Source organism: Chitinophaga niabensis, assembly GCF_900129465.1.
Taxonomy (GTDB): domain Bacteria; phylum Bacteroidota; class Bacteroidia; order Chitinophagales; family Chitinophagaceae; genus Chitinophaga; species Chitinophaga niabensis.
Window position 1 is genome coordinate 983,683 of the sequence record NZ_FSRA01000002.1, and the last position, 21,526, is coordinate 1,005,208.

At 43.6% G+C, this 21,526-nt stretch carries 18 protein-coding genes; 7 read left to right on the forward strand and 11 right to left on the reverse strand.

The genetic code is table 11. From position 1 onward, the window contains the following. Positions 1–83: 83 nt before the first annotated feature. Positions 84–2,201, reverse strand: coding sequence for a peptidylprolyl isomerase (locus tag BUR42_RS20980; protein ID WP_074241567.1), 2,118 nt, complete (start codon positions 2,199–2,201; stop codon positions 84–86). Positions 2,202–2,955: 754 nt separating this feature from the next. Between BUR42_RS20980 and nadA the strand changes: the two genes are divergently transcribed. Next, on the forward strand, positions 2,956–3,963 hold the full coding sequence (gene nadA / locus BUR42_RS20990; protein ID WP_074241569.1) for a quinolinate synthase NadA: 1,008 nt from the start codon (positions 2,956–2,958) through the stop codon (positions 3,961–3,963). Between the two features lie 252 nt (positions 3,964–4,215). On the opposite strand, the gene BUR42_RS20995 is transcribed toward nadA, so the two are convergent. Beyond that, the gene (locus BUR42_RS20995; RefSeq protein WP_074241570.1) at positions 4,216–4,446 is read right to left on the reverse strand and encodes a FeoA family protein; all 231 of its coding nucleotides are present in this window, start codon (positions 4,444–4,446) and stop codon (positions 4,216–4,218) included. A gap of 134 nt (positions 4,447–4,580) precedes the next feature. Continuing rightward, complete coding sequence (locus BUR42_RS21000; RefSeq protein WP_074241571.1) at positions 4,581–5,174, reverse strand: sugar O-acetyltransferase; 594 nt, start codon at positions 5,172–5,174, stop codon at positions 4,581–4,583. Between the two features lie 115 nt (positions 5,175–5,289). Here BUR42_RS21000 and ybeY point away from each other — a divergent pair, with 115 nt between their 5' ends. From ybeY to BUR42_RS21025, 4 genes are all read left to right on the forward strand, one after another. Further along, complete coding sequence (gene ybeY / locus BUR42_RS21005) at positions 5,290–5,715, forward strand: rRNA maturation RNase YbeY (protein WP_074241572.1); 426 nt, start codon at positions 5,290–5,292, stop codon at positions 5,713–5,715. 1,870 nt (positions 5,716–7,585) lie between these two features. Further along, a complete protein-coding gene (mnmG, locus tag BUR42_RS21015) occupies positions 7,586–9,454 on the forward strand; it encodes a tRNA uridine-5-carboxymethylaminomethyl(34) synthesis enzyme MnmG (RefSeq protein ID WP_074241574.1) in 1,869 nt (622 codons plus the stop codon). Positions 9,455–9,844: 390 nt separating this feature from the next. Then, positions 9,845–10,420, forward strand: coding sequence for an RNA polymerase sigma factor (locus tag BUR42_RS21020; RefSeq protein ID WP_074241575.1), 576 nt, complete (start codon positions 9,845–9,847; stop codon positions 10,418–10,420). Then, a complete protein-coding gene (locus BUR42_RS21025; RefSeq protein ID WP_074241576.1) occupies positions 10,417–11,643 on the forward strand; it encodes an outer membrane beta-barrel protein in 1,227 nt (408 codons plus the stop codon). The genes BUR42_RS21020 and BUR42_RS21025 overlap by 4 nt, the downstream gene beginning before the upstream one ends. Here BUR42_RS21025 and BUR42_RS21030 read toward each other — a convergent pair. The 3 genes from BUR42_RS21030 to BUR42_RS21040 are packed head-to-tail and all read right to left on the reverse strand — an operon-like array spanning position 11,640 to position 14,448. After that, positions 11,640–12,173 (reverse strand): CopD family protein, encoded by a 534-nt coding sequence (locus tag BUR42_RS21030; RefSeq protein WP_074241577.1) that lies wholly within the window; start codon positions 12,171–12,173, stop codon positions 11,640–11,642. The two genes, BUR42_RS21025 and BUR42_RS21030, sit on opposite strands and share 4 nt — an antisense overlap. A gap of 11 nt (positions 12,174–12,184) precedes the next feature. Beyond that, positions 12,185–13,135, reverse strand: a complete 951-nt coding sequence (locus tag BUR42_RS21035; protein WP_084185741.1) for a carotenoid biosynthesis protein — start codon at positions 13,133–13,135, stop codon at positions 12,185–12,187. Positions 13,136–13,146: 11 nt separating this feature from the next. Next, positions 13,147–14,448 carry an MFS transporter gene (locus tag BUR42_RS21040; protein WP_074241579.1) on the reverse strand — a complete coding sequence of 434 codons (1,302 nt, stop codon included), beginning with the start codon at positions 14,446–14,448 and terminating at the stop codon, positions 13,147–13,149. A gap of 54 nt (positions 14,449–14,502) precedes the next feature. On the opposite strand from BUR42_RS21040, the gene BUR42_RS21045 reads away from it, so the two are divergent. After that, a complete protein-coding gene (locus BUR42_RS21045; protein ID WP_074241580.1) occupies positions 14,503–14,691 on the forward strand; it encodes a hypothetical protein in 189 nt (62 codons plus the stop codon). Here BUR42_RS21045 and BUR42_RS21050 read toward each other — a convergent pair. The 5 genes from BUR42_RS21050 to BUR42_RS21070 all read right to left on the reverse strand — a co-directional run bounded on the left by BUR42_RS21050 (position 14,660) and on the right by BUR42_RS21070 (position 20,165). Next, on the reverse strand, positions 14,660–15,730 hold the full coding sequence (locus BUR42_RS21050) for a winged helix DNA-binding domain-containing protein (RefSeq protein WP_074241581.1): 1,071 nt from the start codon (positions 15,728–15,730) through the stop codon (positions 14,660–14,662). The genes BUR42_RS21045 and BUR42_RS21050 overlap by 32 nt on opposite strands. A gap of 76 nt (positions 15,731–15,806) precedes the next feature. Continuing rightward, positions 15,807–17,219, reverse strand: coding sequence for a Gfo/Idh/MocA family protein (locus BUR42_RS21055; protein WP_074241582.1), 1,413 nt, complete (start codon positions 17,217–17,219; stop codon positions 15,807–15,809). A gap of 21 nt (positions 17,220–17,240) precedes the next feature. Next, positions 17,241–18,005 (reverse strand): SDR family NAD(P)-dependent oxidoreductase, encoded by a 765-nt coding sequence (locus BUR42_RS21060; protein ID WP_074241583.1) that lies wholly within the window; start codon positions 18,003–18,005, stop codon positions 17,241–17,243. A 6-nt stretch (positions 18,006–18,011) separates the two neighbouring features. Continuing rightward, complete coding sequence (locus tag BUR42_RS21065) at positions 18,012–19,376, reverse strand: putative oxidoreductase C-terminal domain-containing protein (RefSeq protein ID WP_074241584.1); 1,365 nt, start codon at positions 19,374–19,376, stop codon at positions 18,012–18,014. A 15-nt stretch (positions 19,377–19,391) separates the two neighbouring features. Beyond that, positions 19,392–20,165, reverse strand: a complete 774-nt coding sequence (locus tag BUR42_RS21070; RefSeq protein WP_234979774.1) for a ThuA domain-containing protein — start codon at positions 20,163–20,165, stop codon at positions 19,392–19,394. Positions 20,166–20,467: 302 nt separating this feature from the next. Here BUR42_RS21070 and BUR42_RS21075 point away from each other — a divergent pair, with 302 nt between their 5' ends. Then, on the forward strand, positions 20,468–21,487 hold the full coding sequence (locus tag BUR42_RS21075) for a LacI family DNA-binding transcriptional regulator (protein ID WP_074241586.1): 1,020 nt from the start codon (positions 20,468–20,470) through the stop codon (positions 21,485–21,487). Positions 21,488–21,526: the final 39 nt, after the last annotated feature.

The window sequence follows — 21,526 nt, forward strand, 5'->3', positions numbered from 1 at the left end:
CGAAATTCCGGGGTATCAGGGCCTGGCACAAAAAAGGGCCGGGTGATGAACCCGGCCCTGTATAGACTATATCTTTTCTAAAATTAATTACCTGGGAAGAAGGTGGCACGGTTATCTGTAATGTTGCTTTTCTTCTTCAACGCTTCGAACAATTGCTGATCAGCAAATTGTTTCAGACTTTGTTCATAAGCCTGGCGTTGTTGTGCATAATCCATAGCAGGCTGAGGAGCCGGCACAAAACTGCTCACTTTAATAACAAACACACCGGTATTACCTTTTATAGGAGCAGAAGCTTTTGCAGTACCCCATGCTTTATTGAAAGCGGCACCACTTACGCGGGGCTCATAACCAATAGAAGCAATGAAAGGCTGAGCAAAGCTAACACCCTCTGCAGTTAATACAGGTTGGTTAGTTGCACTGGCGGCAGCTTCAATTGTTGCAGGCTCTTTCAGTTTAGCGATGATCTGTTCTGCTTTTTTATCTTTCTTCACTTCTGCTTCTACCATCGGGCGAACTTCAGAAAGTGGAGCAGTACCTTTTTCACGGGCACCGGTTAAAACACCCACTACAAATTTATCTTCCAGTGTAAACACAGGGCTCACATCTCCTTTCTTTGCTTTGTAAGCCCAGCTTACAATTTCACGGGAACTTCCCAAACCTGGCAGTACAAAATCCATTGGGCTGATGTTATCTGCGATACGTTTGTTCAATCCTTTTTCCTGTACGGTTTTCTCAAAAGTTTTTTGGTCCTGGTTAGCGGTAGCAAAATCGTTGGCGCGGCCTAAAGCTTCGCTGCTGGTTGTGCTGCTCGCATCCACACGTTTAGCGAGGTACGCAATTTTCAACGCTGGTCCAAAGTTCTTTTGTTCTGTGATCTTTACCACAACATAACCGATCGGCAGTTTCACCGTTTTGATAGCGCCGGTAGTTCCTTCAAAAGCAAAATCTTTTACGAGTTGCAATTCAGGTGCAAAGTATCCACTGGGAGTAAGTGTATACTCACCGCCGGTTTGTTTGCTGTTTGGATCATCGGAGAATTGCAGGGCAAGTGCAGCAATATCAGCACCGCCTTTGATAGCAGATTCTAAACTGTCCGCACGGTGTTTTGCAGCAGAGTCAGTAAGACCAGGTTGCACGGCGATAAAGATCTGGCGGATCTTTGCAGTGTCCGGCATGGTTTTACGCGCAATCATTTTAGCATATACCACCAGGTTGTTATCCTGGTAAGGTCCATACACTGTACCTACAGGGATATCGAGGATGGAATCTTTGCCTGGCACTTGTATCGTGCTGCGGGAAGCGAAACCATCATAATAAGGTAATTCGGAATTCAGTTTGATAAAACCAGCAATGTCCGGAGTAGTATCCATTTCTGCTCTCAGTTTTACCAGTTCGCTCATAGCAGCAGCACTGTCTGCAGCAGAAGGTAATGCATCAAAAGAAACATATTCCACCCTGCGGCTTTCCGGAACTTCAAAACGTACTTTGTTGTCCTGGATATATTTATTCAATTCTGCATCGGTCACTTTAATAGTGCTGTCTGAAATAGTAGCGTAAGGAACCTGCACATAACTAATGTTAGCGGTTTGTGCATTTTCTGCAGTCTGCATTTGAGACAACCATTTAGGATAATAGATACCCTGGTGAACCAACGTAATATATTTAAGGTTCTTTTGGTATTCAGCGATCATGTTATCGAACTGTACCAGCTGAGCACTCAGTTGGCCGGTTTGGTCCTGCCTTGCATTTTCTCTTACACGGTCCAGGATAGAACGGTCGAATTGACCGGTTTGAGGATCGGAGAAATTTTGGAGTACAAGTGGGTTAGGATTTTTACCATTGATCTGATCAGCAATTTCAGCGGTGGTCACTTCAATGCCCAGTTCATTATACTGTGCTGTCATGATCTGCTCGCGAATGAATTCGTTCCAAACCTGTTCACGGATCCTTTGTTGATCTTCATCACCGAGGGTAGCACCTTGCAGTTGCTGACGTGCCTGGTTTTGTGCAACATCTATCCTTCGGAGATATTCGCGGTAATCCAGCTCTTCGCCATTCACTTTACCTGCTGTGGTACTTTGTGAAAACATGGAACTTTTTCCGAAAAATACATCCTGTAGCAAAAAGCTCACAATAGCCACGCAGATCACTACAATGATAGCAACGGCATATTTGTCCCTGATTTTCTGAATAACTGACATATATTATATAGTCTAAATTTTAGAGGAAGCAAAAATAGAATAAAATAGTTGTAACTGCAAAATAGGTTTTTTAACCCCGAAAGTCAATACAGCAAAGGGTTTGAGCGGTACGGAAAGGGGGTGGATTTCTATCTTCATGCACACTTTATCCACATTTTGCCCGAAATTAAGAGATAGGTATTGGTTGTTATAAATCTTGTTAAAGGCCCGCCATTTGGCTATTTCCGGGTTTGGCGCCCGGTAGAATAAACACGTGGTTATCCACAAAATAAGCATATGCCCGATATAATCCACAACAAAATGTGGATTGATCTAAAGAAAACAGGAAAAATTTTCGGCCGCTTAGATTTCAGAAAAGCGGGTCAGTTTGTTCACAGTTGTTGTGAATAACCATGGGGTTAACGCTGTTTTCTGTGGGTAAACACCCCTTGAGAAGGAGGTAAAACTAAATTTGTTTTTCATCGCCGGGTAATTTTCAAATCTCAGGCGGTGGATAACCTTGCTCTTTTAACAATTTCTTAATACCCACAGCCCCGAAAAGTTGTTCAGTTGCATCCTTGTTAACACTGTGGATAAAGCATGCCAAACTCAGCATTGACGGGAAAAAGCAATGTTAATTTGCTGTGGATAGTCACTAAAATAATAATAACAAGTACATTTGTATCAGGGTAAGGAGCTGAGTTTCCCCCATATTCACACCCCTAATAGTAGTGGGTTTTCTCTTCTTTTTAAAAAGAAAAATTAATCTATAGTTATGATTATAGAATTAGCGGAAGCAAAAAAAAATTTACAGAAAAAAGGGTTCCTTGACGTGGAGGTGGACGTTAAGCTGGACCTTTTTGCGGAAATAGACCGACTGAAAAAAGAAAAGAACGCGATCATCCTGGCACACTATTACCAGGAGCCTGATATCCAGGACGTGGCAGATTATATTGGAGACAGCCTTGGGCTGAGCCAGCAGGCCGCAAAAACAGATGCAGACATTATCGTATTTGCCGGCGTGCACTTTATGGCCGAAACTGCCAAGATCCTCAGTCCACAGAAAAAAGTACTGCTGCCGGACCTGAAAGCAGGTTGTTCCCTGGCAGACAGTGCTCCTCCTGAGCTGTTCAAAAAGTTCAGGGACAAATACCCGGATCACATCGTAATCTCTTACATAAACTGTTCTGCAGGTATCAAAGCGCTCAGCGATATCATCTGCACGAGCTCTAATGCCGAAAAGATCATTGAAAGCGTTCCGAAGGACCAGCCGATCATTTTCGCACCCGACCGCAACCTGGGGTCTTATTTGATCAAGAAAACGGGTCGGGATATGGTGTTATGGAACGGAGCCTGTATGGTACACGAGATCTTCAGCCTGGAAAAGATCACCAAGTTAAAGGTGCGTCACCCTGAAGCGAAGATTATCGCACACCCGGAATGTGAAGCAAACGTACTGGCCATTGCAGATTTTATAGGTTCCACCACAGGCCTGCTGAAATTCACCCAGCGCGATGATGCCCAGGAATACATTGTAGTAACGGAGACGGGGATCCTCCACCAGATGCAAAAAGAGAATCCTGCCAAAACGTTCATTCCTGCGCCGCCAAATAATGCCTGCGCATGTAATGATTGCCCGCATATGAAATTGAACACCCTGGAGAAATTGTATCTCTGCATGGAATACGAAGAACCAGAGATCACCATGGAAGAAGGTTTGCGCATCGCCGCCAAGAAACCGATCGACAGGATGCTGGAGATAAGTGCACAGGCAGGATTATAATCCATAGAAAATTTTCATACAGTCCCGGGAGGAATAATTCTCCCGGGACTTTTTTTGTGCTTGTTCATTCACTTACTTAGATAGGGTTGACATAGGCTTGAGATAGGGTATTTGTTTATTGATCGTTCGATATTTTGAGGATAAAGAAACACTGGGAATAAAGAATCAAGTAGAGGGAAATCCGCTCTCTTTGTACAAATAAAAAAGGATGCCTTTATCAGACATCCTTTATAAAATCTTTTGCTGTTATTGTTAGATAGCGATCTCTTCTACCCAGATATGATCTGCTTCTGTTTTGCGAAGTGATAGATTGTACCCGGCAACAATAATACAGATCGGATCTCCCATAGGTGCAATCTTTTCTACTTTAACTGTTTCTCCTGGTACACAACCCATTTCCATTAATTTAATATGGATATCACTTTTCTCGAAATCCCTGATCACTGCACTTTTGCCAAGCGTAAGGGAAGAAAGTTTAATCATGATGATTTATTGATCGAGTTAAAACCAATCTGTGACCAAAGCCCCAGCTAATTACGATGCAAAGGTATGGCACAAAGGGGAATATGCAAAAAAGAGGGATAGCCGGTTTTACAGTTGCAGAGATGGTTTTTGTTTCAGTTTGAATCTTGCCTGGCTTCTTCCTGGTTGAGATCATCGTTACTGATGGCGCGAATGGGCCGCGCAGGATTTCCTCCAACCAGGGTATTCGGGGGAACATCTTTTGTGACCACAGCACCTGCAGCCACAACTGAGTTTTCACCTATGGTCACGCCACCAATAATTATGGCACCGGCAGCGATCCAAACATTCCTTTCAATTACAATGGGCTTTCCAATTGTAATAGCCCGGCGTTGTGAAGGTTCAAGGGGATGACCTGTTGTGATGATGCTTACATTTGGTCCGATCATAACATCGTCTCCGATATGGAGACCACCGAGATCATAGAAGGTACAGTTCTGATTTATGAAAACATTCTGCCCAATGCGTATTTCTGTTCCGCCGGCAGTATAGAATGGTGGGATTAGCAGGAAACTTTGGTCTACCTCTTTGCCGGTTAGTTCACTGAACAAGGTCCGTATTTCATCAAGATCATCAAAGGTTAATCGGTTAAGTTTTGTGGTGATAGCTGTTGCACGTTTAACGTTTGCTACCATATCTGCTGATTCCGGGGTTCTTCTGTGAATTATTTTTGTATGATCGTTATGCATGGCTGGTGTTTTCTATTGTTCGCTAAAGCTAAAAGTAATATTCTACCCTTTATTTTTATCTTCCGGGAAACTGAAACCTTATGGCAGAACCAACTTTTCATTCTAATTTTACACGATGGCAGTACAATTTTCAGCACATGAGGTAAAAGTGGGGATGAAAGATCGAACCCGGCTCAAAGCTTTTATCGAGGAGTTATTCCGGAGAGAGGAACAGGGATTGAAACACCTACAGTACGTTTTCTGTACAGATGAATATCTTCTGCAGCTAAACGAGGAGTTTTTGAAGCACGATACCTATACAGATATCGTCACTTTTGAATTATCAGATGACCCGGAAGTAACCGAAGGGGAAATATACATAAGTATCGATAGGGTGAAAGAGAATGCGGCAAACTTTGAGGTAACAGAAAACTATGAATTGCACCGGGTTATTTTTCATGGGGCTTTACATTTGTGCGGATATAAGGATAAGACGAAAAAGGAAGAAGCACTCATGCGACAGAAAGAGGATGAGTATCTTAGTTTATACTTCGAAAAGTAAAAGGGATGTTCCACGTGGAACATCCCTTTTTTAATTCGTATAGATGTTTCACGTGGAACATCTGTCATACAAGGTTTTTTTGAATGAAATCCTCTTTTAAGAGGAGATTGTCTACTAACAGGAGAAATCCTCCCCTCCTTTTATGGGATTCTGCGCTCCTGATTTTGCCTGCCTTTATTTTCTTAATAGGATCTTACAGTTATCACTGTAGATCTTGTCCTTTCCGTGATACCCAGCCAGGCTGCCGGTACCATTCACTTCGCATACACCACGGGATATAGAACGGTATTCACTGATGGTTTTACCAGTTCGTAATCTATTTTAGCTCACCTGGATTTTCCATTATTCATACATGATCACCTTTTGCTATCATTATTTTCCTTCCTTTTTAGCGACCCTCCCTGTTTATTGGGCCGTTTACCTAATATAAAAGGAACTATAGCACTGTTTCTACTAAGGAAATGTAGGTAGGGAGATCTTATGAACGTAAATAGATGCTAACTCCCGGATGCTTTTTCCGCTTTAGTATTTCCCAAAGGGTCTGTTTATTTCTTTGATCTTCTTGATAGAAAGAATTATTGCGGGTTTCCTGTTGTTTTATGTGGGAATATTCATCTTCTCTTATAAAGCAGCTTTCCAATATCCTGTGATGGATCTTTTAGGAAGCTGCTCCTGGCATAATTTCTACTTCTTTACCTTCCTAAGCACTTGTTTATAGATGTTCCACGTGGAACATCTATCCTGGCGAAATAAAATGATGGGAACCTCCTCTTTATAATGTTAACTTCTAGCTACAATCCTTACGGAATATCCAGCTAATTCCAATATTCTTATGAGGAAAAGCTCTAATTATTCAGTGTTATTCTAAAATAGCGTTACAACTATGGCCTTTTTTAGATAAATAGCCTTTAACTAGTATACCTCCACTTCCCTTCCTAAAAAGAGAATCCTTTGTTTTATAAGTAAATCCAAGTCCAATCTCTTAGATTCTTCCCCAAAACCTCCATTTTAACAGTTAAATCTGTCTAAAAACATTCGCACGAGCCTTAGCTTTAAGGAAAGATATCTTCCGCGTACACTATGACGGGCATAGTGTACCATCCCAAATACCAAATCTTCCTTAAGATCTGGTCATTTTCTTCTGTTCTCTCTTTTGTTTATCCCTATTTCCTAAAAGAGAGGGGGTCTTTTTAGGGATTTTATCTATTTGAGTTACAAAGAACCCCCTTCTTTTTATACATCCTTTCAATAATTCATCCTCTATCTACTCTAATCTTATTTAAAACAAGAATTTTATCTACTCATTTAGAAGAAAGAGGAATCATCTAAATAGATCTGCCCTATAAATACCTTAATACGATGTGTTTTACACAGTTATTCCAATAATTCAGCCCCGGGGCGTTTATCAAATCCCCCTTTTAAAGCAAGGTCACTATCTCTATTCTTTTTTCATTAGGCGTTTATTCTTTCACAACACGGTTAGTTCCTTTATATACATCCTCCCTGTACAGTCTACTTTTTAAGAAAAAGCATTTCCGAAACAGGTTCATGATCAAGAATTGGTTCTATTTACTTCTACCCGGTTTGCTGCAATAGCATGCAAAAAACAACTCCTCTTTATAACCAACTCCGATAATTCTACGGAAGATCTACCTTCTTCCTGTAAAAAATCCCAAAAACAACATGCCTCCATGCAAAAAAAACTCCTGCAACAAAATCAAATCTCCCTCTCTAAAACCCCCTTCATGAACCCCCTTATCAATATCTCCTCTTAAACACCTCAGAAAACAACAGCTCCCTGATAAACAGATTGTTTTAAGCCCCTCCCATCAATCTTTATACTTAACTTTGCACTCTCAAAATTTTCATAATGTTCCCTTCTTACGATGTTATTGTTGTCGGTGCCGGACATGCCGGATGTGAAGCTGCAGCCGCTGCAGCCAACATGGGCTCCCGTGTGTTGCTCGTAACCATGAATATGCAAACAATCGCCCAAATGAGTTGCAACCCTGCTATGGGTGGTATCGCAAAAGGACAAATTGTACGCGAAATAGATGCCCTCGGTGGATACTCAGGCATCGTCACAGACCAATCCATGATCCAGTTCAGGATGCTGAACCGGAGTAAAGGCCCCGCTATGTGGAGCCCAAGAACACAAAATGATCGCATGCTCTTTGCCGCAAAATGGAGAGAAGCGTTAGAAAATACCCCTAACGTAGACTTTTACCAGGATATGGTGAAAGGTTTACTCATTAAAAATGGCGTTTGCCATGGTGTAATAACCGGCCTCGGACATGAAATCCAGGCAAAATCTGTGGTCCTTACCAACGGCACTTTCCTGAATGGTGTCATACACATCGGCGATAAACAGTTCGGCGGCGGCAGAGTAGCAGAAAAAGCAGCCACGGGCATCACAGAACAACTGGTTTCCCTGGGCTTTGAAAGTGACCGTCTCAAAACAGGTACCCCTCCCCGTGTGGATGGCCGTAGCCTGGATTATTCCAAAATGGAAGAACAAAAAGGAGATGAAGAGATCGTAGGATTCTCTTACATGGATGTGGAAAAGATCAAACCTTCCCAACAAAGAAGCTGCTGGATCACCTATACAAGTGAACAGGTACATGATATCCTCCGCACTGGTTTCGACAGATCACCCATGTTCCAGGGAAGGATTCAGGGAACAGGACCAAGATATTGCCCAAGTATTGAAGATAAGATCAACCGTTTCGCAGAAAGAGAACGCCATCAATTGTTCGTAGAACCAGAAGGTTTTAATACTGTAGAGATCTATGTGAACGGATTTTCCACCTCTTTACCGGAAGAAGTTCAACTAAAAGCACTGCAATTAGTTCCCGGTTTTGAGAATGTAAGGATCTTCCGCCCCGGCTACGCGATCGAATACGATTTCTTCCCACCTACCCAATTGCAGTTTTCATTAGAAACAAAACAGGTATCCAACCTCTTTTTTGCCGGTCAGATCAATGGAACAACAGGGTATGAAGAAGCTGCCTGCCAGGGATTAATGGCCGGGATCAATGCTCATCAAAAAGCAAAAGAGCTCGAACCACTTGTACTGAAACGCAGCGAAGCCTACATAGGCGTATTAATTGATGACCTGATCAACAAGGGAACAGACGAACCTTACCGCATGTTTACCTCCCGGGCTGAGTTCAGAACACTACTCCGCCAGGATAATGCAGACCTCCGCCTCACAGAAAAGAGCTATAAATTAGGGCTCGCTACAGAAGAAAGGATGCAGAAAACCAGGGAAAAGCTCTCCGGAGTAGACCAGGTGAAAACCATTCTGAAAGAATTAGCACTTGAACCCGAGGAAATCAATACCTGGTTGCAGCAAAACGGATCTTCCCCGCTGAAGGAAAAACAAAGAGCGCACCAGATATTACTGCGCCCCGGGTTGGATATTATGTCTATGAAAGAGCAGATCGGAAAAGTTGGAAATGCGCTCACCGGATTCAGCAGGGAAGTTTTGGAACAGGTAGAAATCCAGGTGAAGTACGATACTTATATCGAAAAAGAAAATGAGCTGGTGAAAAGAATGAGCGAACTGGAAGATCTGATCATCCCCGATTCTTTCGATTACACCAAACTCGTTTCACTTTCTAACGAAGCACGGCAAAAATTCACCCGTATCAAACCGCGCACTTTAGGACAAGCCAGCCGGATCAGCGGAGTTAATCCAAGCGATGTACAAATTCTCATGGTTTTCATGGGCAGATAAAAAATCTATTTACAGCATAAACGAAAAAGCACTCCAACAGGGTGCTTTTTCTATTTTTAACATAACTAATTGAAAATCAATAAAATAAAAACATCCCCAAATTTCAACGATCTCCCCTTAGGTAATGTAGTAGTATCAAAATCGCCCCAAAATCAATAAAAGGCTTAAAAAATGGCTTTTTGAAGAAAGGGGTAAAAATGGCTTTTACGAAGGTGAAAAAAAAGTAATTTTTCCACATCAAAGGCAACTCCTGTGAATTGAAACACGTAAAAGATGTGAAGCAAAGAACAACATCTAAACCTTTTAAAAAAGATTCGGTAACTTATGAAGAGAGGAGGATTTTCGATAAAGGAGATTTTCCAGGGTAAGTTAAGATAGCAACAAAAAACAGTGCAGGACATAGCAGATATCATCGAAGGTTGCTGCCAATGGAAACGTAGCAGCCAGGAGGCACTTTACCGGCAATTCTTTGGATATGCCATGGCTATCTGTTTGCGTTATGCATCTAACAAGGACGAGGCGATTGAAATTCTAAACGATGGGTTCCTGAAAATTTTTAACCATATACAATCTTACGATACATCCCGACCTTTCAAAAGCTGGCTCAGTAAGATCATGGCCAATACGGCAATTGATCATTTACGCAGCAAAAAGAAAATATCATTCTCTGAAGATATTACACAAGCCTATGATCTCGGGGTGTCTGATGATAAAGCACTGGACAAACTTGCCTATGAAGAATTACTCCAACTGGTGCAGGACTTACCTCCCGCTTATAAGACCGTTTTTAACCTATACGTTATGGAAGGATTTCAACACCAGGAGATTGCAGACCTGTTGGGTATCTCCGAAGGTACCTCCAAGTCTAATTTGTTCAAGGCAAAAAGAATATTGAAAACGAAAATTGAAGAATTAACGTCTCAAAATAATGACGCCGGCAAGATCGGCGCAACAATGCAAAAATGAGTGAACAATTTGAAAATAGCATTCGTAAAAAACTGGAGGAGGTAGATATCCCCTTCGATCCCGCCGCATGGGATGATATGAAAAAGCGGCTGGACGATTCGGATAAGCGCCGACCCGTTTTTTGGTGGTGGACTTCCGGGCTCCTCCTGCTCCTGCTCCTTGGTGGAGGCGGCTGGTGGTGGTATGCCCAACAAGGCCAATCCACCGCGGTGCAAAATGTGCCGGTTGAAAATATCGCAGGGGGAAATAATGTGAATACGCCGGCAATTACCGGAACTGATAACGTAACAACACCGTTATCAGAAAAATTGAACAAGGCCAACAAACCAACACTTTCAGAAAAAACACCTAACACATCACCAACAGAAAAAACATCCAACACATCACTATCGGAAAAAATAACCACACCCAATAATAAAACAACGCGTCCATCAAAAGAGCCAATACAAACATCCACCAACGAAGTAATAATAATCAAAGAACCAACAACCACATCAGAAGGATCAACCCCGCTGTTGCCTTACGAGATTCAACCAATACCATTTAACCAACTGAAAAAAATTTCCATACCGGCTAATGTGAATAACTCCCCGGTAATTAACATACCCACAGACACTACCGCTAATAGCTATACGAAAAAACCTAAAAAGAAGAAAACCGGATTCGATGGCGGAATTACCCTCGGCCCGGATTTTAATATTGCCCCATCTTTCACAAGGGGAAAACCCGGTTTCAATGGCGGATTATTTTTACGCTATCATGTGAATAACCGTCTCAGCCTGAGTGTAGCCGCCATCTACGCTAAAAAAGTATACGGCGCCACACCCAAAGATTATAAATTCTCCTACCCCACCAACTATGTAAAGATCGATGCGGATTGTAATGTGCTCGATGTTCCATTGAACGTGAACTATACATTCCTCGATCGTCCGAAGAGCAGTTGGAGTGCCATGGCCGGAGCATCTTCTTATTTCATGCTAAAGGAAAAGTATGATTATTACTGGGCTAACAATAACAAACGCACCCGCGAATTCAGCAATCAAAACCAACATTATTTTTCCGTACTCAACCTCGGGGTTACGTACGAAAGAAAAACATCGGGCAGATTGAAATGGGGATTACAGCCTTATGTGAAAGTTCCGCTGAACGGGGTGGGAGAAGGAAAAGTGAAACTCAGCTCTGCAGGCGTATCCCTGCAATTGAGCTTAGGGAAAAAAGATTAAGAAGATCTTTTCTCTCGGGCCTTTTTATATAAACGTATCGCAAGAAGCAGCACACCGGTGAAAGCAACCAGCCCAATCAGTGCCCATGCCATGCTCAGCAAGCTTTTCAATACAACAAGAAAAACGATGGCCACTAAAAAAATAGTGGCTACTTCGTTCCAGATCCTTAACTGTGTAGAAGTATAACGGAACTGATCTTTCATCAATCCTTTGAAAATGCCGTGGAGTATAAAGTGATAGCTATAGAGCCCTAACACAAAAACAAGCTTTACCCACAACCAACCGGGAATATCTCCCAGCAATATAACCATCCAGGGCCCGAAGATCAGCGTTAGCACAGCAGAGGGCCAGGTGATCCCATACCACAATCGCTTCATCATAATTTTAAATTGTTCCTGTAAAATACTGCGGCGGGGTTCTTCAGCAGATTGTGCTTCCGTGTGATAAACAAATAATCGCACGATGTAAAAAAGCCCGGCGAACCAGGTAACAATAAAAATGATATGAAGCGCTTTGATGTATAAATACATATCCTGCTAAATTAAGGAAGATTGCTGTATTTACGGGAAAGATGCCGGTGTAATAAAATGTGCATCACCACTCCCACGCATAAATTCGCAATACACCAGAACGTCATCCATTGATTCTCCAGGTAAAAACCCGCACCAAAGAACCAACAGGTAAAATACACGTGGAACCAGCCCGGCACTAACCAGGTTACCAAAGGTAAGCGAGATACACTTCCCCCAATCCGCTTTCTACATCCAATAACAGCCATTACAGAAAACACCACCAGCAAGGCCACAAACCGATGCATACTTGTTACACCAAAAGTTTTCAACCAATCGGCCAGAGGGAATAATGAAATATACAAGGCTACCTGTGAAATGAGGATAGACAATAATGGGATTGAAATACGCCAGGCGGTGAACTTCGTCCAGCGGCTTTTTTCCAGTAATCGTGCAAACACGGAATAATAGAATACCACCAGTAACCAGCCATAAAAATTTCCATAAGGGATCCCAAACCACTGGCCTGTTAAAGAATCTGCAACGGTAGTACGGCCTTCCCAATCCCAATGCCACATATGTAAACGGTAGGCCACCACATCCATACTCAGATCAATATTGATAGCCAGCAAAGTATCAATAGCAGCAGCAGCCCAAAGCGGAATCCCCAAAGCATCTGTAATTAACCTTGCGGTATACATGATCACGGCCCAACCCATACCAATGCATAAAGGAATATCGTTGGGAGCAGATCCGAACATTACCATAAACTTACCATATACATAAGCTCCGCTGCTGGATACATTCACATACTCCAGTAATAGTCCAAACCCTAACCCGCCCAGCAGGTAAGCCATACTGCCCGGCCCTTTTTTCCAGGCATGCCGGCAACATAACAGGAACAGGATGTACATACAGATCTCTGTAAGCGGATAACAAAATCCTGGAGGATAACCATAGGGCATTCCACGAAAAGGAAGCATAGTGATGTTGTTTATAATTGTTCTTTATCCATGTAGGAATCCTTCCGGCTGTCTTTTGCAGTGATATATACCAACAGCGACACGAAGATGCATCCCGTTACATACCAGTAGTACCAAGGCTCATGCCCGATGTTCTTAAAATAAAGTGCAAGATATTCTGCTGTTCCTCCAAAGATGGCTACCGTTAACGCATATGGCAAACCAACACCCAAAGCCCTGACTTCCGCAGGAAACAATTCTGCTTTTACCACAGCATTGATAGAAGTATAACCACTTACAATTAATAATGCCATTAGTATGAGGAAGAAAGCACTCCATGCGGAAGTTGTTTCACTCACTGCTGTAAGGATCGGAACCGTTAACAATGTACCTAACACGCCAAACCCCACCAGTAAAGGTTTGCGGCCTACTTTATCAGAGAGCCATCCAAATGCAGGTTGTAAACAGGCATAGATCAGCATCAGGGAAAAAGAAATGATGGTGGAATGTTCCTTGGATAACTTCACGGTATTCACCAGGAACTTTTGCATGTAAGTGGTGTAAGTATAAAACGCAATGGTTCCTCCCAAAGTAAGTCCCACCACTGTTAACACGGCCTGTGGATGCTTCTTTAATAACACCATCACAGAACCACGTTCTTTCTTTTTATCATGCAGATCTACAGACTCATGCATATTGCGGCGAAGGTATAAAGCCACCAGCGCCAGAAGTGCGCCGATCACAAAAGGGATGCGCCATCCCCATTCACTTAATTGAGCCGGCGTGAGAAAAACTTTCTGCAGCAATAACTGAATACCCAATGCGAATAACTGGCCGCCGATTAAGGTCACATACTGAAAGCTGGAAAAAAATCCTCTTCTGTCTGAGAAAGCCACTTCACTCAGGTAAGTTGCAGAAGTACCATATTCACCTCCCACGCTCAATCCCTGTAAAAGCCTTGCCAGCAATAAAAGTATGGGCGCGGCAATACCAATGGATGTATAAGATGGCGTGAAGGCAATCATCATAGAACCGAAAGACATCAGCAACACGGATAATGTCATCGATGCTTTCCTCCCCTGCTTATCCGCAATACTTCCAAATAACCAACCACCAATCGGCCGCATGAGAAAGCCCACGGCAAAGATGGCAGCAGTATTCAATAACTGTACAGTAGAATTACCCTCCGGGAAAAATACAGGCGCAAAGTAAATGGCGAAGGCTGCATAAGCATACCAGTCGTACCACTCAACCAGGTTGCCAATAGAGCCGGTAAAAATTGCCTTCAATCGCCAGGCTGTGGAAGCATTCCGGGGAAGCTGGTTTGTGGACATATATCAAAAATAATTGTTAAATAGTATTTAGCAAAATATCCCGAAATTCAAAAGATGAAAAAGCTTCGCAAAGAATTAAAGAAAATGAAAAAACAGTTCGCCGCAAGGCAGCGGCCCCTGTTGGAAAAAACAGAAAGGCTACAGGAGCGGATGGACCGGCTGGAAAAACTCTGGAAAACGCCGGTAGATTATCAGGAACTCCTGGCATTGTCTAAAAATCCCATTCCACCGGTAGTTCCATAAACTTCGCAAATGGCCTGGATGCTTTAACCATGGCCTGCTGGCGGGAATCACTGAATGGCTGAAAAGGGGCGCTTTCCATTTGCAGCACGTTCTTTTTTACCGTCCGCTTCCAGGTACCCTCTATCCTTCCGTTCACAACAATAGTAGGACTGAAGATCCCATTCAAAGGAATTAATTTCTTCAAACGATCTTCATCTACGATCAGCGTCCTATCTTCATACCCGATAAAATATTCATCAAACCCCGGCAATAAAAAAACGCCGGAAGTGTTTTTATAAGGACTGCTTAGCGGCTTCATCCAATATGTTGTATCATTAAAAGAGAGGGGAGAAAGTTCTCCTGCAACAGCGGCCAGCCCTGCTCTTGCTTCTCCTAACGTTAAGCCTGCCCATGTCGCAAAATCGTTTACTGTAGCCGGCCCATGTCCTGTAAAATAACGCAGGGCTAATTTTGCCCTTGCTTCTTCCATGCTTATGGCCGGAGAAGAAGGCGCCCAGCTATCCAGCAAAGCATAAGTGAATTCCTTGCCCCGGCGTACACCACAACAGATCACCTGGTCTAATGCCGCGCGGCTGAGGAAATGATTCATCCGATCACTCGTAACCACGATGCCATTTTTTACCAGCAGCGCTTCCAGCTCTTTCCGCGTTAGTTCTTTCCCATCTAAAGCCTTCTCAAAGATTGTATAGCTTTTTCTAACTACTGCATCGTCCAGCTCCAATTGTTTATAACGCCCGGTGTATTTTGAAACAATACGAGGTTGCACAAATGCATTGATCCAGCGCACATCTGCGGGAGAAACAAAATGCAAAGTTCCCCTTATGGTAGTTGTGCGCACAATCTCCTTTGCAGAGAGGGCTTTTTCAATACCTGCATCCGTAATTCCCGGTAAACGTAGCCCAACAGACCATTTCGCACCGGCATAATCCTGCGCCTGCATGGCACAGAGATGTGTAACCACTTCGGCAACCGAGGTGGCTGTTGTTTGAGAAAGGAGTTGATGATGAAGACGAAGATGAATTAGGTCCCGGGCTGTCATAACACCAAATATAAGAAAATGGGCTGTCCCGAAAATTTTCAGAACAGCCCATTTCTAATGTATGCTATAAAACAGATCAATCTAATGCATAAGGGAAACGCTGCGGACGGGTTAGCATGGCATTCGCTTCATCATCATTTTTGAATACTTCTTTGATCGGGTCCCAGTATAATTTCCGTTTCAGTTTCATGCCTGCATGATTCAGGAGACAAACCGTACAAGCCCTGTGCCCTACTTCAATTGGCGCCAGTGGCGGATTACGGCTTATAACAGATTCCAGCCAGTTACCATGATGGTCTTTACTGTCTATCAGATGAATTTCATTAGGCCCTATTACGGAAGATAAAATACGCGGATCACTTGCATCCAGTGCTTTGCTGTTCTTTGCAGCGGAAGCAGGATCGTTTGCTGTAGCAGAATAATTACCGCGGGAAACAAAGATCCATCCTTCAGAACCAATGAACTTCACACCATTGGGATAACTGTTACTGGCCAATACCTTCACACCGTTGGCATACAGGTTCTCGGATTTGAAAGGCCCATGTACATCCCAAAGATTTCCGGCAGGCGGAAACTCAGCGCTGGCGGTAATTTCAATAGGCCCGGTATATTCAGTGCCCATGCCCCAGTTCACAATATCAAAATGGTGAGCACCCCAACCGGTGATCATCCCGGCACCAAATTGTTCACAACGTAACCATCCCGGCCTTGAAAAATCATTGGTAGGATGCACGCGCTTTAAAGTATAAGGAACATAAGGTGTTTCACCCAGCCATTTTTCGTAGTTCAGTCCTGCGGGGATGGGCATATCCGTTTCAACCGTACTTTCTGCGGGATTATCGATCGGCAGCCCCACATAAATAGTATGCAGTTTACCGATGCGTCCGTTACGCACCAGCTCACAGGCTTTTTTGAACTGTGGCATGGAACGTTGCTGGCTACCTATTTGCAGGATGCGGCCGGACTTATGCACTTCATTGCTCAGCAATCTTCCTTCCGAAATAGTGAGCGATGCCGGTTTTTGCATATATACATCTTTCCCTGCACGTACAGCATGAATAGCTGGTAACACGTGCCAGTGATCAGGCGTACTGATGGTAACGGCATCAATGTCTTTATTATTTAAAAGCTCGCGGTAGTCGTCGTACATTTTAACCGCATCTGAGGAGGCCTGTCCTTTTTTTGTGTAATAATCTGTCACAAGTTTTTGAGCAGACTGCAGCCTGTTCTTATCCAGGTCACAAACAGCAATAATGCGGGCTACATCATGTTTCCATACGCCGGGCATATCGTGTTCACGGGAAATACGCCCGTTACCGATACATCCAACATTGATGCGGTTGCTGGGAGCCAGCGGGCCACTCACCACATGGGCGGGAACAATGGTAGGGAAGTTGGTTAATGCTAAGGTACCAACAGCGCCTTTGAGAGAATTTTTAAGGAATTTCCTGCGGGAAGATTCCTGTTCCGGGTTCTTCTTTTTATGCATGTGGAATTATATTTTAACGATTTAGAATCCGATTGAATTTCCGCCGTCGACTGGCAGAACTACTCCGGTGATATATTTCGCGGCATCGGAAGCAAGGAATACGGCAGCAAGTCCTATATCATCCGGTTTGCCTAAATATTGCATAGGTGTTCTGCTCAGCACGCGGTTCTTCCTTTCCGGGTCGTTGTTCAATGCTTTGGCAGACATGTCTGTTTCTATAAAGCCCGGTGCAATGCAATTGATGCGAAGCCCCAGGGGCGAGAGTTCAACAGCCAGGGCCCTGGTCATTCCCTCCACCGCAGATTTTGCTGCCGTGTACGCGATCACTTTGGGAATGCCATACTGCGAAGCCATAGAGCTGATCATAATGATGTTGCCCTTTTTTCGCACAGTCATTTTTTTAGCCACTTCCCGCGTGAGGGAAAAAACGGCGAGTTGATTTGTGCGCACCACTTCCGCAAATTCTTCATCACTCACTTCCAGCACATTTTTTTTCAGATTGATACCGGCATTGTTCACCAGGATATCTATCTCGCCAAAATCCTTTTCCACACTTTCCACCAAAGCTCCGATTCCGGAAAGCTGGGAGAGATCACACACTTTATAAGCTGCGTTTACTCCCAGTTTGGCCACAGCAGCCTGCAAAACATCTTCCCGGCGGCCCGCAATAACTACGCGGGCGCCATATGTAACAAACTTTTGTGCGATAGAAAGTCCTAGTCCCGAGCCTCCACCTGTTACCAGGGCCAGTTTTCCGGACAATTCAAATTCACTGCTTGTGATCATATAACCTTATTGTTGCCTGGCGATTGCCAGTCCTTTTGTGGTCACGTAATATTTAGCGATCATGTTGCGTACTTCCCATTCAGGAACCTTACCATCTTTCAGGAATTGCAGGTAACGCTGCATTACATCTGCAAAATGTGCTTCATGGCCTGTCTTGAGATTATCAGGAATAGTGATCTTCCAGTTCGTTTCTTTTTTCTCTACCCCAATGCCCGGATACTTCTGCTGTAACGATTGTATCGTTGCCTGAAGGTCCTGCGCAAACTTTTCATCATTCTCCAGCGGTTCTATATATAACTCTGGTTTCCAGTTTTCCTCTTTACCCTGGCGGATCACCAGGTTCGCTTTTGTACCACGCACCAAAGCATAGTGGCTATCTCCTCCGCCTTCCGGGGCCTGGTAGTTCCAGAGTGCCGTAACTTTTGCATTCACACCATTGATCGCATAATGGATAGTGCCATTAGCCGGTACGTTGATAATAGAATCCATTACCACAAATGGTTTCAGGTTATCCGGAATGGTTTCTGCTCCCGTGATGGCAGTGAACTCAGATTGTTTTAAAGGAGTAGGCCATTTCTCTGCCTGTTGTACTTCAATATCTTTTTTGTAATCAATGATGGTGGTATCAAAAGCCATCCATTGTACAATGTCTACCAGGTGGGTGTTCACATCCACAATGGCATCTCCCTGTTGTGCAGGATCAAAGAACCAGGATGGTCTTCTTAAGATCTTGCCGGAAACGTATTTATAGAAGTGATGGATACTTTCAATTTCAATAGCCGGTTTTTCCACAGAACCCTTTTCCAGTTCCCCGAAAACGGCTGGCTGATGAGCAAGTTCTTTCTGCAGGATATTGGTGATCTCAGAACGCTCCGTCATGATATCATACAGCAATACCTTTTTTTCGTCTGCTTCTGCAAAGGTCTTTTCCAGTAATTGGAAGTCTGCTTCAGAAATAGCCATGGGTTTATCGCCCAGCACATTTAATCCCGCAGCGATAGACTTGTTGATGTAAGCCGTTTTCAATTTATTGTTTCCCGCGAGGATCACCACATTGCCTTTTTTCTCTGCCAGCATTTTCTCCAGGAAGTCCGGCCCTTTATACACCACCTCTTTCCAGCGAGTAGGATTTTCAGGCCTTGCATTGTAAGAATCAATCAGTGCAAGGTGCGCATTCAGTTCTGCACCATCAGGAGCATACACATTTACCACACTGTCAATACCCGGATACATGGACTTTTGCACAAGGGCTGCATGAAAATGCCCGGGGTCCAAAGTGATCAGCTGTACCATATCGGTTTTGTCTTTTGCCGTTGGCTGATTGCAGGCTACTGAAAACAAGCCTAAAGCCAGGATGTAGGAATATTTCATCAATCTATAAATTTATTAATAACGAACCGGTGTTTGCGGACTGGTAGCATAGGCTTTGGAAAGGTCTCTCCCCTTTGTTTGCCCAACCAGCCAATGAAGTCCCTGGTAAAGATGGTTCACAAGGTCCGCTTTTTCATAATCTTCTTTATGATGTCCTAAAGCGGTGAACCAAACATGCCCGCCATCAAAATCCTGGTACCATACCGCCGGGTAAAGATTCCCGTAAGAACCCATGCTCTTTTTGATCAGGGTATCCTGGTTAGGGTTCAGGCTGGATACATCATGTACCATTACCACCTTAATGCCGGGATACAGTTCTTTTGAAAAATAACATTCGTCAAACCGCGTCCATACCTTGGGCACATCTTTTACGGAAGGATGTGCCGCATCTATCACATTCACTTTGAAAGACTGGGACCGCGCATGCCAGAGGAAAGTTCCGCCCAGTAATTGTTTGAACCAGGTCCAGCTGCGTTCTGTACCAATGGCAGAGTGAACACCCATAAATCCGCCGCCGGATTGAATATACCGCATAAAGGCAACTTTCTGCTGCTCTGTATCGAACACTTCATTGTTTGTGCTCGTAAAGATCAGTGCTGCGTATTTATGCAGGTTATCATCAGTAAAAACTTTCGGATCATCCGATACATCCACCGTAAACCCATGCTCCTTCCCCATTTTCTGAAATGCTGCTACCGCATTCGGAATATTATCATGTACATAACCCTTGCCGTTCTTAGTGTATACCAGTACCCGGATATTTTTCCAGTTCACCTGGCTGCTTTCCATTTTGCCGGTAGTTTTACAAGCCAGACACGAGAATAGGAAAAGATACACCAGCAGTCTGGAAAAGCGATAGCTCATCATAAGAAATAATTGAAATTAGATGTGGAATATAGAAGCACCCACTAAAAGTAGATATATACGTGTTGTAATACAAGATCAGGGGAAATTTCCGTTACTTACAAAATGCCTCAAACGATACCGGTAACGTTTGCATTAAATATATTACATTTAATTCAGGGAAAATTTACGATACTGTTATAAGCGGCCCCTGAAAACGGGGCTTTATTAGAGAATTGGCAAAACACATGAATAAACCGCATTCCGTAACCATCAAAGATATTGCTCAACAGCTGAAGTTATCGCCTTCCACCGTTTCGAGGGCCTTGCGGGATAGCAAGGACATCAAGCCGGAAACGCGTTTACTTGTTCGGCAGGTGGCGGAAGAACTGCATTACAGCCCCAATCCCATTGCCCTCTCCTTAAAAGAAAAACGGAGTAAGATCATCGGTGTTATTGTCCCTGAAATTGCAAACACCTTTTGTTCCGCTACCATAGCCGGAATAGAGGATATCGCGTACAAAAGAGGTTATCATGTGATGATCTTCCAAAGCCATGAAGCTTATGAGCGGGAAGTGGCGAGTGTGCATTTACTGGAATCCCGCCGGATGGATGGGCTGATCATTTCCGTATCCGGGGAAACCCGCCGGTTTGATCACCTGGAAGAAATGAATGCTCCCATGGTAATGTTCGATCGTGTCCATGAAGGGCTCCCTGCGCATAAAGTAGTGGTGGATGATAAGGCCGGTGCTTTTCAGGGAGTAGAGCATTTAATTCAGCAGGGTTTCAGAGACGTTGCCATTATTTCCATGGCTCCCTGGTTATCCATCACAGAAAACAGGTTGAGCGGATATAAAGAAGCACTGAAGAAATATAATATCCCCCTGCGCAAAGAATGGATGGTGCATTGCGATTTTAATACAACAGCTATGGACGCTGCGATCCGCCATCTTTTCTCCGGTACCGCAAAACCAAACGCTTTATTCTTTTCCGTAGAAAGATTAGCCATCAGTTGCCTGAAAGTATTAGGGGAATTAGGTCTCCGTATTCCGGAAGATGTGGCCTTAGCCGGGTTCTCAGATAATCCGGTAAGCCCCTACCTGGCTCCTGCACTTACCTGCATCCGGCAACCAACTTTTGAAATAGGGCAGATCTCAGCCGAGTTGTTGATAGAACAAATTGAAGATCCTTCTGCCCCTGTAGAATACAAGACCATCCAGTTAAACACTACCCTGGATATAAGGGCCAGCAGCCTACGTAATGTGTAAATAAGACACATGTTATTAGACAAGTTTAGAAGAAATAAA

Bases quoted from the DNA above. Each gene is read 5' to 3' on its own strand.
- mnmG (WP_074241574.1), top strand. From the start codon at position 7,586: ATGTTCCCTTCTTACGATGTTATTGTTGTCGGTGCCGGACATGCCGGA.
- BUR42_RS21040 (WP_074241579.1), bottom strand. From the start codon at position 14,448: ATGTCCACAAACCAGCTTCCCCGGAATGCTTCCACAGCCTGGCGATTG.
- BUR42_RS21060 (WP_074241583.1), bottom strand. From the start codon at position 18,005: ATGATCACAAGCAGTGAATTTGAATTGTCCGGAAAACTGGCCCTGGTA.
- BUR42_RS21065 (WP_074241584.1), bottom strand. From the start codon at position 19,376: ATGAAATATTCCTACATCCTGGCTTTAGGCTTGTTTTCAGTAGCCTGC.
- BUR42_RS21070 (WP_234979774.1), bottom strand. From the start codon at position 20,165: ATGGAAAGCAGCCAGGTGAACTGGAAAAATATCCGGGTACTGGTATAC.
- BUR42_RS21030 (WP_074241577.1), bottom strand. From the start codon at position 12,173: ATGTATTTATACATCAAAGCGCTTCATATCATTTTTATTGTTACCTGG.
- BUR42_RS20995 (WP_074241570.1), bottom strand. From the start codon at position 4,446: ATGATTAAACTTTCTTCCCTTACGCTTGGCAAAAGTGCAGTGATCAGG.
- BUR42_RS21050 (WP_074241581.1), bottom strand. From the start codon at position 15,730: ATGACAGCCCGGGACCTAATTCATCTTCGTCTTCATCATCAACTCCTT.
- BUR42_RS21025 (WP_074241576.1), top strand. From the start codon at position 10,417: ATGAGTGAACAATTTGAAAATAGCATTCGTAAAAAACTGGAGGAGGTA.
- BUR42_RS21000 (WP_074241571.1), bottom strand. From the start codon at position 5,174: ATGCATAACGATCATACAAAAATAATTCACAGAAGAACCCCGGAATCA.
- BUR42_RS21055 (WP_074241582.1), bottom strand. From the start codon at position 17,219: ATGCATAAAAAGAAGAACCCGGAACAGGAATCTTCCCGCAGGAAATTC.
- nadA (WP_074241569.1), top strand. From the start codon at position 2,956: ATGATTATAGAATTAGCGGAAGCAAAAAAAAATTTACAGAAAAAAGGG.
- BUR42_RS21075 (WP_074241586.1), top strand. From the start codon at position 20,468: ATGAATAAACCGCATTCCGTAACCATCAAAGATATTGCTCAACAGCTG.
- BUR42_RS21035 (WP_084185741.1), bottom strand. From the start codon at position 13,135: ATGCTTCCTTTTCGTGGAATGCCCTATGGTTATCCTCCAGGATTTTGT.
- ybeY (WP_074241572.1), top strand. From the start codon at position 5,290: ATGGCAGTACAATTTTCAGCACATGAGGTAAAAGTGGGGATGAAAGAT.
- BUR42_RS21045 (WP_074241580.1), top strand. From the start codon at position 14,503: ATGAAAAAGCTTCGCAAAGAATTAAAGAAAATGAAAAAACAGTTCGCC.
- BUR42_RS20980 (WP_074241567.1), bottom strand. From the start codon at position 2,201: ATGTCAGTTATTCAGAAAATCAGGGACAAATATGCCGTTGCTATCATT.